Origin of the sequence: Planctellipticum variicoloris, assembly GCF_030622045.1 — a bacterium.
GTDB lineage: Bacteria > Planctomycetota > Planctomycetia > Planctomycetales > Planctomycetaceae > Planctellipticum > Planctellipticum variicoloris.
Genome location: NZ_CP130886.1, coordinates 3,561,374 through 3,573,963, shown reverse-complemented (window position 1 = coordinate 3,573,963; position 12,590 = coordinate 3,561,374). Strand labels below are relative to the sequence as shown.

Sequence of the window (12,590 nt, the reverse complement as noted above, 5' to 3'; positions counted from 1 at the left end):
CGGGCGCAGCGGCAGACCTCGAACGCCACAGACATGGAACCGGCTCTTGAGCGTTGAGTTGCAGTCGCGAGATCGACACCCCACGGAGCGACTGCCTGGAATGACCGACGCCCTGCGGTTCTCCGCGTCCTCGATGGCTGCTGCGGCGCACGGCGATGATTCGCCGCGAGCGGCCTGGCTGTTCCCCGGCCTGGGTTGCCGCCACGTCGGAATGGGGCACGATCTGTTCGGTCGGCCGGGCGCGGCTCCGCAGTTGATCGCCCAGGCCGAAGAGATCCTCGGGTATCGCCTGGAACCGGTCTGCCTGGAAGGTTCCGGGCGGAAGTTCGTCCCCGCGCGCCAGGAGGCCCAGATCATCTACGTTCTGAGCTGCGCCTACGCAGCGGCGCTCGGCGAGCGAGGGCTGCGTCCAGCAGCCGTGCTCGGGCACAGCCTGGGAAGCTGGGCTGCGGCATGGGTTGCAGGCGTCTACGACTTTGTGACCGGGTTGGAACTGGTGACGTGCGTCGAACAACTCCTCGAAGAACTGGTGGATGGTCGCGACCTGACGATGGGAGCCATCATCGGACTCGACGAGGCGACTGTGCAGTCGCTGGCAGCCGAGCACTCGGGCGTTTCGGTGGCCAACTTCAATTCGCCGGCGCAGTTCGTGATCGGCGGTCCGGGGGAAGGAGTGGATCGGGTGCTGCAGATCGCTGCGACGCTCGGCGCCAAGCAGGCCAGACGTCTCCCCACGAACCGGGCGGTCCATACCCCCTGGCTGGCGGACGTGGTCGAGCGGCTGAAACCCCGGCTGGACCTTGTCGCCTGGTCCGATCCCGCAATTCCGTTCGTGGCGTGCGACAGCGCCGGGGAATTGGGGAGCGGAGCGGAACTCGGCAGTTTTTTTTCGGATTTTTTGACAAGACCGGTGCGGTGGGAATCCAGCTTTCGTAGTCTTTGTCATACTCGCACGTCTCAATTTCTGGAAGTGGGGCCGGGCACGCTGCTCACGAGCATGGCTTCGTTTATCATTCCGACCGCGGCGATTCGCACCGCAACAGACTGTCTTGATGCTGCCCCCTGAGTTGAAACAACCTTCCCTTTCTTGTGCGGATCCGGTGACTATGGCGTCGAGTCGTACGCGCAACTCCTCCATCACCTCCCCTCCCACGACCGCCAAGCGGGTCCTGTTGTCCGGCAATCAGGCGGTGGCCCGGGGAGCGTACGAGAGCGGAGTGACGGTCGCGACGAGTTACCCGGGAACCCCCTGCACGGAAATTCTGGAGTCGCTGGCGACCTACGGTTCGATCAAGGCCATGTGGTCCGCCAACGAAAAGGTGGCCTTCGAAGTCGCCCTGGGCGCCGCCTTCGCCGGAGCGCGGGCGCTGGTGGCGATGAAGCACGTCGGCCTGAACGTCGCGGCAGACCCGCTGTTCTCGTCCGCCTACACGGGAATCAACGGCGGCCTCGTCATCGTCGTCGGCGACGACCCGTCGGCCAACAGCTCGCAGAACGAGCAGGACAGCCGGCACTATGCGCGGGCGGCGAAGCTCCCCATGCTGGAGCCCTCCGACAGTCAGGAAATCAAGGACCTGATGGAGCACGCGTTCGAGCTGAGCGAAGAGTTCGATACGCCCGTACTGGTGCGGTTGACGACGCGGTTGTGTCATTCGAAGACCGTTGTCGAACTGGGTGCTCCGCCAGCGACACCGCCCCGGGCGACCGGGTTCGTCCGGGACTTCGATAAGTTCGTGCTGCTGCCGCGCCAGGCGCTGGCGCGACACGCCGTCATCGAGAACCGGATGCAGGCCCTGGCGGAACATGCCGAGGCGTCGAAATTCAATCGGAGCGAACTCCGGAGCCGGGAACTGGGAATTGTGACCGCGGGAATGGCCTACTGCTATGTCCGTGAGGCGTTTCCCGAGGCCTCCGTTCTGAAGCTTTCACAAACATTCCCCCTGCCGGCCCGGCTGATCCGCAAGTTCGCTGCGGAAGTCGACCGGCTGCTGGTGATCGAGGAACTGGACCCCTTCCTCGACGAGCAAATCCGGGCCCTGGGAGTCAAAGTGGAGCGGGCCGACTGGCTGCCGCGCGTCGGCGAGCTGTCGCCGGAGCGGATCGAGCGGAGCCTGGCCCGCGGAACGCCGCAGCCGCTGGAAAAGGGGGACGAGCAGATTCCGCCGCGATCCCCGCGGATCTGCGCCGGCTGCCAGTACCTGGGCGTCTATACCGCAATCGCCCGTCTGGGAGTTACGGTGGCCGGAGATATCGGCTGCTACACGCTCGGCTCGCTGTCGCCCTGGAACGCCATCGACACCGTGGTCTGCATGGGAGCGAGCATCGGCACCGCGCTGGGGATGGAGAAGGCGCTCGGGAGCGATTCGCACGGCAAAACGCTGGCGATCATCGGCGACGGCACGCTGCTGCATTCGGGCCTGGCGCCGCTGCTGGACTTCGTCCATAACGGCGGTCAGGGGACCGTGCTGATCATGGACAACTCCACGACCGCCATGACCGGTCTGCAGGGACACTCGGGGAACGGAACCCAGGCGCAGGGGCAGAACTCCGCCGGCAAAGGGATCGATCTGGAGAAGCTGGTCCAGGCGGTGGGGATCGAGTGGGTCCGCGTCGCCGATCCGTACAATCTCGACGAGACCGAGGCCACGCTGCGTGAAGCCCTGGCGCACGAGGGACCGGCGGTCGTGATCAGCCGGGCTCCCTGCCTGCTGCTGAAGCCGAAGCCCCCCGTGCAGCGGGCCCACTGGAACGCCGAGGCCTGCACGGGCTGCGGCGACTGCTTCCAGGTCGGCTGCGTGGCGATCGAGCCGCAGGAGTTCGAAGGCCGGTTCGCGCCGAAGATCAACCAGGACCTCTGCGTGGGCTGCACGCTGTGCGTGCAGTTGTGCCCGGAAGACGCGTTGAAGCCGCGCCCGGTCAGCCAGGACCTGGTTAACCTGAACGCCTGGAAGCCGCAAGCCCAGCCGATGTCGCGGTGATGCGCGGCTTACGGTCGCAAGGGAATGGAATGCAGTTGTCGACCGTGCTCCCAGGTGACGAGCCGGTCTCCGGAGGGAGACAGCACCATCTCATGAATACCATTCAGTTCGTAGTCAAACTTTCCCAATAGTTCTCCGGACTCCAGATGCCAGAACTGCATCTCGCCGCCATCGTCGCCCGTGAAGAGAGTACGACCATCGGCTGACAGCGACAGACAGTTCACCTTGGACCGATGACCGCTCATTTCGCCAAGGAATCGGCCACTTGTGGCGTCCCATTTTCGAATCACGCGGTCTCCGGTCACCGAAAGGAGCCAGCAACCGTCTGGGGAATAATGCAGGCGATGAATTCCCGCCGGAGTAGGTTGCGACCAGATTTGTCGACGGGATGTTGATTCAAACGCGACGATTTCACGTTCCTGGCTCAGCGCAAATTGGGATGCGGTAGAACTGATTGCAAGATGATCGGGCGCAACTCGCAGACGCAGCGGCCCTCCCTGTTCCAGTGAGTCCGTGAAAATGAACTGGCAGTACCGATCCTTAAAGTCATTGATGACGACCAGCCCCAGTTGTGCATCAACCCCAATGTCGTGAGGATTGTTGCCGGGGCCATGCACTCGGACTTCCCAGGTTTTAGCCCAAGAAGGCGGGGCATACTTGACCAGCCAGCACCAACCGGCAGCGTCGCGTTCGAGGACCAGTAACGGGCCGTCAGGTAAGCGAAGGGATTTGATTCGGATGGTCCGTTCCGTCAGCCGATATTCTTGAACTGGCTGTAACGTGCGAGAGTCGAACTCGGTCAGGCCGTTTTTGTCAATCATTCCGAACGTCAATCCGTCGGAGGAGAATCCCGACAACTCACCTCCGTTTGGAATCGCTGCAACTGTCGTGATAGCCTGCGGATCGAGCGTCTCCAACGGCCAGCTACGAACGGTGCCGTCACCGCCGCACGTCACCAGCGACGACTGATCCGGTGAGATGTGGACCGCGTAGACTCGGCCGCTGTGCAGACGCGTGATCAGTTTCGCAGCAGCCGTTTTTGTCGTCTGCGATACGACGTAATCTTCGACAGCCGGAATGGCCACCTCATACAAGACGCCGTTGACATCAATTGCGTAAACGCGAGGCTGAGTGGGATGCTCGATGAGAACCTTTACCTCATCGACGAGTCCCCAACTGAGACAGAGCGCATGCGCCGAAGGCTGCCAGAAGGCCAGCTTCAACCCTTGCAGTGAAATTATGACTCCGCCTCCGTTCCGCAGTCCGGCGCTGGCCAATGGAATTCCAGGGGGCTCTGTATCCCCCAGGAATTTTTTATGAAATATGCTCCAAATGCGAAGTTTGCTGTCGCGACCAGCGGTGAGCAACCGGCGATTCTTTGCCTCGTAGGTGAGTCCGATCACAGACCCCGTATGGAATTGCATCGCTCCTCGTTCAATACCGGTGTTGATATTCCAGAAGCAGACCCGACCGTCAGTGCCTGTCGAGATCAAGAGATCCTTTTCTTCCGGCGGCGCCACCAGATCGTGCGCCTGCTCGGGCGCATGCGCGACCACGCGCAGCAGTTCCTTCCCGGTCGCGACCTCCCATTGACACACGGTTCCGTCGTCTCCGGTGGTCCAGACGCGGGAATCGTCCGGCGAAAACACAACGCGGTTGACTTCCCGCTGCTCCGTCGGCCATTCGCGGACCGTGACGCCGTCGGCGTACCGGACCAGCCGCACCACCGAATCCTTCCCGGCCGCCGCCAGCAGCTCGCCGTCGTGCGAAAAGGCGATCGAATAAATCGCTCCCGGCATCCGCGTCAATTCGCGGTGCGGGCGGACCAGCTTCGTTCGCAGCCAGTCGCATTCGATGCCCCGAAACGGAGCGAACGCCGGACCGTCGAGCGCGTCGAGAATCCGCTGCACCGCCGGCAGGTCCCGTTCCTGCCACGCCTGCATCGCCCGGCGGAATTCACTGACATACAGGCTTTCCTGCGTGGCGCGCTGCTGCCGCTCCGCCATGTGCCGCATCCGGTCCGCCTGACGTCGCATGGCGTCGGCCTGATGCCGCATGGCGTCGGCTGTCTGTAACGCGGTTTTCAACTGCTCATTCGACCCCCGCAATTCCGTCTGGGAAGTCTCCAGCTTCCCGATCAGGCTTGTCTTCTGCTCGTTGGCGTATGCAAGGAGCGCGACGAACGCCGTCGCCGCAATGGCAATTGTCGTCATCACGACCGCCACGGCGGGGTGACGGGCGATCCAGCGGGCGGCTCGTTCTCCCGCGTGGGGCAACCGGGCCGTGACGACTTCTCCCGCCAGAAATCGCCGCAGGTCCGCCGCCAGCGCTGCCGCCGACGGATAGCGCCGCGCCGGCAGTTTCTCCAGGCATTTCAGGCAGATCGCCTCCAGGTCCCGGGGAACATCGGACCGTCGGCCGCGCAGTCGCGGGATCGGCTGCACCGGAATCGCGGCGACGAGGCCCGCCGGCGTCTCAGCCTGAATCGGCGCCTCCCCGGTCAGCAGCTCGTACAGAATGACGCCCAGGGCGTAGACATCACTGGGCGATCGAATCTCGTGACTGCCGGTGAACCGCTCGGGCGCCATGTAGGGCAACGAACCTCGTATGCCGCCGTCTGCCGTCGTCTTCGTCGCAGAATCCGACAGTTGTGCGAGGCCGAAGTCCGTGATGCGGGGCGTAAACGACAACTCCCCCGCCGGCGTCGGCGCGAGCATCACGTTCGACGGTTTGAGGTCGCGGTGCAGGACGCCAGCCTTGTGCGCAAACTCGACTCCGTCAGCGAGCGCCGCCATCAGCAGCGCCGCGTCACGGATGCCGACGTCGTCGCCGTCCGACCACTTCGTCTCCAGCCATTCCAGGAGCGATGGGCCGCGGATCAGCTCCGAAACGAGAAAACACTCTTCGCCGTCTTCAATGCGGGCTTCGTAGACCGGTACGATGTTGGGATGGCTCAGGCGGGCCGCGGCGCGGGCTTCCGCAACAAACATCCGCCGGACGGATTGGTTCTCTCCCAGTTGCCAATGGGGCGATTTAATGGCGACCTCGCGCCGCAGTACGCGGTCCCACGCGGCGAACACCGCCCCGCAGCCCCCCATGCCGACGGTTCCGCGCAGTTCGTAGCGGTCCGCCAGCAGTCGCCCGGCTGTTGACGGCGCTGCCCCGCCGATTTCGACAGACGTCGCATTGGGGGCCGTATCGTCTTCGGGCCGTCCCGTTGCAGCGTCGATCGGGGGCAATGGCTCGACGAGTACGTCGGACCAGACGGCCTTGCTCAGCCGCGCTTCCGCAGCGGCCAGGCACAGCGGACACTCGTCGAAATGCAGGCTGAACTCAACAGCCTCGTCACTCGCGAGCGCACCCGCCAGAAACGCCTCCAGCCGATCCCCTTGCGGGCAGAGATCAGCCGGTAAGTCCGCCGGGGCTGGCGATGTCTGCGGAGAGGAGGACAACTTGCTCTTCCAGTCGATGGAGGATATTGAACTTCGTGCGATAAACCCAACTGATCCGCCGCTGCAGCGTATCGGCGACCAGCGCGTGCGGTTCGTCCCGTCGCCAGGTCCGTTCGAAGACTTCCCATTCTTCGCGTGTGAACTCCGGCCGGACCCGCTGCACGGCGACTTCGAACACGGCTTCGCCGAACTCCAGCAGATCGTCTCCGCCCGGATGCTCCAGACCATTCGGTTCGGCCAGGAAATCTTCGCGACGGCGGTGACGCACCTTCCAGATGCTGCGGTTGAGAACTTTCATCAGCCAGAAGCGAAATCGTGCGCGGTTCGGCTGATAGTCGAAGCGGCTGATCTGCCGGTTGACGGCGATGAGGACCATCTGCACGACCTCATCGGCGTCGGCCGACTGCAGGCCCCGCGCGCGACAGAACTGGTGCAACACGGCGGAGTACCGTTCGCAAAACAGCGACCACGACGCGTGATCCCTCTCATTGGTCATGGCGGCCAAGAGGTGTCGCCAGGTCGTCGGCCAGCGCATTCGAAACCGCTTCTTCAACATGCATGTCGCCTCACGTGGCGTTTTTCGGAAAAACGCGCGGAATTCGCAGAATCTTACAAGACCGCGTCGGCCGGGCGCTGTGCAGTCCTGCTGTGCCCGCCGTCAGGCCTGTGTGACGGCGGAACAGGACTGCTGTCAGGAACTCACCTCACCCGGCCGCGAATTCTACGGAACGATTTTGGCCAATCGCGAGAGAAGTTCTCCCGAACTCGCACGGATTTCGAAAAAAACGCCCGCGGAGCGCCATTTCAGGGGTGGAGAGAAGCCATGCGGGCCGGCGACGGCCCCGCAGCGGGTCTTCGTTGGTTTTTCCCTTCCGCAAGGCGGCTTTGTGACAATGCTGGTTCCGTATCCATTCCGTCTGCTCGCAGGTCGCCGCCGATGCCTTGCCCACGTTTTCGGATTCGCAGTCGCCATTGCCGTGACTGCGCAGACGGCATGGACCGGACCGCTGACGTCGGATCAGTCGGAAACGCAGCAACTCTTGCAGGTCCGCACCACGGTCAGCGGTGCGCAACGCGAACTGGAACTGGCCTTATCTCACTTTCGCGAAGGCCGCCCCGAGGACTGTCTGGCCGCCTTGCAGGCCGGCCGAAAACTGGCCCCGACGCTGCCCCCCGCGGAGTTGATGTTCGCGCGGCTGCTGGTCAAATCGGGCAACGCGCCGGAGGCGCTGCGACGACTGGACCGGCTGGCGATGACGGAATCGGCCGAACCGGAAGTCTTCGTCACGCTCGGCGAACTGGCGCTGCAGCAGGGACGGCTGACCGATGCGTGGCTGCAGTTCGAACACGCCGCCTCGACGCCCCCGCCGACGAAATGGGACGCACAGCGACTGACGGCCTTTCGCAATGAACTGTCCCAGCGGCAGGGAGAGACCGCCGAACGCCGGGAAGACTGGACCGCCGCCGAGCAGATTTACCGCGATTGGAGCGGGCGCGAGCCGAAGTCCGCTCCGGCCTTACTGGGGCTGGGGCGGGCGCTGCTGGCTCAGAATCAGATCGAACCGGCCGTCGAGCTGTTCCGCCAGGCGCGGCAGATCGACCCGCAAACGCCGGCCGCGGAGTCGTTGGTGGCCCTGATTTTCGCTCGCCGCAACGACGAGCGCGCCGAAGCCTGGTTCGGTAAAGCCATCGCGTCCGACATCGTCGACGTCCCGATTCGTCTGGAGTTCGCGCACTGGCTGATCGAACGCGATCGCGCCGCAGAGGCTGAGACGCAATTGGCAGCGATGCCCGGCGATTCGGCCGCCGATCCCCGGCGACAGTTTCTTCGGGGACTGGCGGCCCGCTGTCGCGGCGATCTCGACGCGGCGCAGAACCTCTTCGCGACGTTACAACGAAACAATCCGGCCGACTGGGCCGCGGCGAATCAATTGGCGCTCGTGCTGATTGAGCGGACGGACGAAGCCTTGCGCGTGCGGGCCGCTCAACTGGCGGAGGTCAATCTCAAGCAGTCTCCGGACCGCGCGACCGCGCTGGCGACCGCCGGCTGGGTTCAGCTTCGTCTGGGAGATCTGGCCGCTGCCGAGAAGCTCCTGCAGCAGTCGCTGACAGCGGCGACCCCAGCCCCGGCGACCCGGTACTACGTCTCGCGTCTGCTGGCGGCCCAGGGCCGCACGGCCGAGGCCGAAAAATGGCGGCTGGAAGCCCTGGAACAACCGGGCTTGTGGGTGGAGAGGACGCGCGTCCGCGAACAGGCGGCGACGCCCGTCGGTGCGAATGAGTCGCAAGATCCTGCGCGGGATCAATAGCGACAGTTGTGGTGCGACAGCGAATTGGGGGCCTTGTGATGCAATTGAAACGAGAGAAACACCAGCCGGCACGGCTGGCGACCATCGGTCTCGGCCTGCTGGCCGCGCTGGCCGTAGTGCAGGAGGTGCAGGGGCAAGTCTTTCTGCCCGCCGGCACGACGAACTGGACCGGGACAAAGAATTATGCAGGGCTAGGCGTATCTGTCGGGTACGGCAACACGGCGACATTGAATGCGGATGCCGCGACCGTGACATCGGGGGGTGTCCTCGCTGGGGAAAACGGAAATGGCTCGATCAATCTGTCAAACGGCACCACCTGGATGTCAAGTGGGAGCCACTGGTGGCTCGGTTACAATCCGGGAGGCGTCGGGGCAGTCACCGTGGATGGGCCGGGCTCCAGCCTGCAAATCCAATATACCTATCTCATCGGCGACCGCGGTTCCGGAAGCCTGACCGTGCAGAACGGCGGGGCCGCGTCCGGCTCACAACTAAATGTAGGACATAATTCGGGGAGTATGGGTGCGGTTTCCGTTGATGGCATGGGATCGGCGCTCAACGTGAACTTGGCCATAATCGGCCTTGCCGGAACGGGTTCGCTTTCGGTCACCCACGGAGGAGTAGCCTCGGTGGCGAGTGCCCTGTACTTCGGCGACAACTCCGGGAGCACCGGTACGGGGACCGTGGATGGCGTCGGTTCGACGCTGCAGGTCAGCTCAAGCAACTTCGTCGGCTGGTCCGGCACTGCCACACTGAACGTCGCGAATGGGGGGCTGGCCACAGCGGGTTACAATTATTTTGGCCTTCGGAACACTAGCTCAGGCGTTGCCAACGTGAGTGGGGTTGGCTCTACGCTGCACGCCAACTCGACGAATTCCATCGGCTATGACGGCACCGGCACGCTGAACCTTCAAGCCGGTGGCGTCGCCACGGCTCCCAACACCTATATCGCGGAACGAGCCGGCAGCCACGGCACGGTGAACATCGATGGCCCCGGCGCTTCGCTGCAGACGACAAATCTCTATGTCGGCGGCTCCAATGGGGGAGCGGGCGGTGTCGGCCAGATCACCGTCGATCACGGCGGTTCGATTCTCATCAACGCGGGCGGGGTCGCGCAGATCTGGTCCGCCGGATCGCTCGATCTTCACGATGGCACGCTGATCAACAACGGGACGTTCAACAACGCCGGAACGCTGACGCTCGGTCCGGGCGCCGTTCTCGCCGGCAGCGGCGTCTATAACGGATCGCTCACCATCGCCGACGGAACCACCCTCGCCCCCGGCAACAGCCCGGGCACGATGACGTTCAACGGCGATCAGACCTGGGGGGGCGGCGGCAATCTTGATCTGCAGGTGCTCAACACGACCGGCACGGCCGGCGTCGACTGGGACAGAATCCTCATCAATGGCGTGTTGAATCTCACCGCAACCCCGGCCGATCCGTTCATCATCAACCTGGCGACGCTGTCCGATTCGTCGACGGCGGGGTTCCTCGCCGGTTTCGATCCCTTCGCCGACTACCACTGGCTGTTCCTGACCGCCAGCAGCATCACCGGTTTCGATGCGAATGCCTTTGAAGTCAACACGGCCGATTTCTGGAACGTCTTCAGCAACGGCACGTTCGGCGTCCATCAGGACGGCGGAAGCCTGTACCTCGACTACCACGCGGCGTTCGTACCGCCGCCGACGGACGGCACCGTCACTCCCGAACCGACCTCCCTGGCCCTCGCCGGCTGCGCCGGCCTTGGCATGGCGGTCGGGGCCTGGCGTCGACGACGGCTGCAGAAATCTCAGGCGGCGTAGCTCGGGCGATACGGCATGATACTGAAAGCGCAGGCGACCAGTCGGTCGCCTGCGCTTTGTTCTCTCGGAAAACTGGCCCCCCCCCTTCCCTACCGCTCCGCTTTCAACCGCTCAATGAGATAATCCTGCACGCGGGGGTGCTTGACGTCTGGTGCGCCGGGGTAGACCAGCTCGCATTCCACGCCGGCGCTCTTCAGCTTCTCGGCCAGCTTGACGCCGAAGTTCGCCGTGTGGGTGGGGTCCTTCTGGTCCTCGCCCAGCGCCGGCGGGGCGCCGTAGACGAGCTGCACCGGCGGATCGTCCGACGTCACCAGGGCGTACGGGGAGTATTCCTGAATCCAGGGGAGGATCGAGTCGCGCTTCTCCAGGAACTGCGCGAAATCGGCCACGCTCCTGCCGTTCTCCGTTTTGAAGATTCCAAAGGCGTGGCCGCCGTAGCGGCTGTTGGGGGTCCATTCTTTCATCTGCTGCGGGTCGAGCGTCGTCTGGGCGCCGTTCACGGCAGCGCACAGGAGCCGGGTCGACTCGTGGGCGACGGGATCGCTGCTCTGCGGGTCGGCGAGGTCGTCGTGGAAGGCCAGCCATAAGCTCGAACAGGCGCCGGCCGAACCACCCGAGGCGGCGATGCGCGTCTTGTCGATATTCCATTCGCCTGACTTGCTGCGCACGAACTGCAAAGCGCGGGCGGCGTCGTGCAGCGGCGCCTTCACCGGCGGTTCGACGCCGTCGGCCATGGCCTCGCGGATAAACCGGTACTCGACCGAGACCACTGAGACCCCTTCTTTCAGAAACGCGGGCAGCATCGCCGTCAGACCGCTGGTCCGGTCGCCTCCCTGCCAGCCGCCGCCGTGGATGAAGAACAGCAGCGGCGTCGGCTTGTCGCTTTCCGCCTTCCAGAAGTGGAGAACCTGTTTGGCATGCGGCCCGTAGGCCACATCGGCCATCGTCGGGGGCAGAATCGCAGCCGCAACCTTTGCCTTGGCTTTGGCCCTGGATTGGGCCGTCGGCTGCGCAGGTTCGTCCGCCGCGAAGATCGGCCCGCAGAACACCGCCAGAGCCAGCACGGAGAGCGATCGCATTGAGTGACCTCGTTCTGTGGAAACGGGAAATGTCGCGGCCTGGACCTGCTTGTGCAGGCCGGGTCGCTGTCAATCTTGCCGACGGTTCCGATTGTACCTGCCGGGCGTGATTCCGCGACCAGAGGAGTGACGCCTGTGCGAAAAATGGTAGCATCCAGCGACCGTCACTGGCTGCAGCCCCGCCCTTCTGAGGAGACCTACTGATGCTGTTTGCACTTTCCCTGCTGGCCGCTCTCGCAGCCGCCGATCCGAATGCAAAAGTCGACGCTCCGGCCGAACCGACGCTCGTGCCCCTGCTGGCGACGCTTCCGGAAGACGGCGCGTGGTCCAAATTTGAGATGAAGGTGGAATTCTCGGGGCAGACTCACACGGTCGAATGGTCGGTCCGTTCGGTCGGTAAAGGGCAGCAGGGCGGACGGGATCTGCGAATTCTCGAAACGTCACTCGACCAGATCGGCGACCTGCAGCAGTCGGTGCATCGGATCCTGGTGCCGGTCGACGGCTTCGGTCCGAACAAGGATGCGCTCGGTCGAGCGGTCCGGATGTGGGTCAAGCGCGGGAACGATCCCATTGAAATGTACGACGGGATTGCCGGCGACGCGATTACCAATCTCTGGCTGACCGGCGCGACGTCGGACGTCAAGCGGCAGTCCGAACCGCAGACGATCGACTGCAAGGGGAAATCGTTGAAGTGCGACGTTTTCACGGGGAAATCGGAACCTGCGGTTGGCGACGGGACTTTCCGCTGCGACTGGCGGATTCTTCAGCAGAAGGAGGTTCCGTTCGGGCTGGCCGGCGCGAAGCTGAAGATCCGGACGACCGATGGCAACGAAATCGACGTGGATCTCAAGCTGCTGGACTATGGCAAGAACGCCGAGGCGAAGCTGCCGGATCTGCTGCCGTAGAATGTCGAATGACGAAGGCGGAATGTCGAAAGGGAGACCAGGCGACACACCGACGACGTCTCCCGAGC

9 protein-coding genes and 1 pseudogene are annotated in these 12,590 nt (G+C 64.0%); 6 read left to right on the top strand and 4 right to left on the bottom strand.

All coding sequences use genetic code 11. The features are described 5' to 3' along the window. The first annotated feature begins 100 nt into the window (after window positions 1–100). Both SH412_RS13760 and SH412_RS13755 read left to right on the top strand, forming a co-directional pair. Window positions 101–1,066: an ACP S-malonyltransferase gene (locus SH412_RS13760; RefSeq protein ID WP_336524090.1), complete on the top strand. Its 966-nt coding sequence runs from the start codon at window positions 101–103 to the stop codon at window positions 1,064–1,066. A gap of 40 nt (window positions 1,067–1,106) precedes the next feature. Next, window positions 1,107–2,978, top strand: coding sequence for a thiamine pyrophosphate-dependent enzyme (locus SH412_RS13755; RefSeq protein WP_336524089.1), 1,872 nt, complete (start codon window positions 1,107–1,109; stop codon window positions 2,976–2,978). Window positions 2,979–2,986: 8 nt separating this feature from the next. Here the strand turns inward: SH412_RS13755 and SH412_RS13750 are convergent, their stop codons facing one another. After that, the gene (locus tag SH412_RS13750; protein WP_336524088.1) at window positions 2,987–6,430 is read right to left on the bottom strand and encodes a protein kinase domain-containing protein; all 3,444 of its coding nucleotides are present in this window, start codon (window positions 6,428–6,430) and stop codon (window positions 2,987–2,989) included. Next, on the bottom strand, window positions 6,381–6,965 hold the full coding sequence (locus SH412_RS13745) for an RNA polymerase sigma factor (RefSeq protein WP_336524087.1): 585 nt from the start codon (window positions 6,963–6,965) through the stop codon (window positions 6,381–6,383). The genes SH412_RS13750 and SH412_RS13745 overlap by 50 nt, the downstream gene beginning before the upstream one ends. 442 nt (window positions 6,966–7,407) lie before the next feature. Between SH412_RS13745 and SH412_RS13740 the strand changes: the two genes are divergently transcribed. Then, window positions 7,408–8,739: a tetratricopeptide repeat protein gene (locus tag SH412_RS13740; protein ID WP_336524086.1), complete on the top strand. Its 1,332-nt coding sequence runs from the start codon at window positions 7,408–7,410 to the stop codon at window positions 8,737–8,739. On the opposite strand, the gene SH412_RS13735 is transcribed toward SH412_RS13740, so the two are convergent. Further along, a complete protein-coding gene (locus SH412_RS13735) occupies window positions 8,733–8,876 on the bottom strand; it encodes a hypothetical protein (protein WP_336524085.1) in 144 nt (47 codons plus the stop codon). The two genes, SH412_RS13740 and SH412_RS13735, sit on opposite strands and share 7 nt — an antisense overlap. Window positions 8,877–9,059: 183 nt before the next feature. Here SH412_RS13735 and SH412_RS28615 point away from each other — a divergent pair. Both SH412_RS28615 and SH412_RS13730 read left to right on the top strand, forming a co-directional pair. Next, a pseudogene (locus SH412_RS28615) lies at window positions 9,060–9,353 on the top strand (hypothetical protein); the annotation flags it as partial. 12 nt (window positions 9,354–9,365) lie between these two features. Further along, the gene (locus tag SH412_RS13730) at window positions 9,366–10,538 is read left to right on the top strand and encodes a hypothetical protein (RefSeq protein WP_336524084.1); all 1,173 of its coding nucleotides are present in this window, start codon (window positions 9,366–9,368) and stop codon (window positions 10,536–10,538) included. Window positions 10,539–10,627: 89 nt separating this feature from the next. On the opposite strand, the gene SH412_RS13725 is transcribed toward SH412_RS13730, so the two are convergent. Further along, a complete protein-coding gene (locus SH412_RS13725; RefSeq protein WP_336524083.1) occupies window positions 10,628–11,617 on the bottom strand; it encodes an alpha/beta hydrolase in 990 nt (329 codons plus the stop codon). Window positions 11,618–11,820: 203 nt separating this feature from the next. Between SH412_RS13725 and SH412_RS13720 the strand changes: the two genes are divergently transcribed. Continuing rightward, complete coding sequence (locus tag SH412_RS13720; protein ID WP_336524082.1) at window positions 11,821–12,522, top strand: hypothetical protein; 702 nt, start codon at window positions 11,821–11,823, stop codon at window positions 12,520–12,522. The last annotated feature ends 68 nt before the right edge of the window (window positions 12,523–12,590 follow it).

What these genes read in the sequence shown, in the direction of transcription:
- SH412_RS13760 (WP_336524090.1), top strand. Translation starts at nt 101, where the DNA reads ATGACCGACGCCCTGCGGTTCTCCGCGTCCTCGATGGCTGCTGCGGCG.
- SH412_RS13755 (WP_336524089.1), top strand. Translation starts at nt 1,107, where the DNA reads ATGGCGTCGAGTCGTACGCGCAACTCCTCCATCACCTCCCCTCCCACG.
- SH412_RS13745 (WP_336524087.1), bottom strand. Translation starts at nt 6,965, where the DNA reads ATGCGCTGGCCGACGACCTGGCGACACCTCTTGGCCGCCATGACCAAT.
- SH412_RS13725 (WP_336524083.1), bottom strand. Translation starts at nt 11,617, where the DNA reads ATGCGATCGCTCTCCGTGCTGGCTCTGGCGGTGTTCTGCGGGCCGATC.
- SH412_RS13720 (WP_336524082.1), top strand. Translation starts at nt 11,821, where the DNA reads ATGCTGTTTGCACTTTCCCTGCTGGCCGCTCTCGCAGCCGCCGATCCG.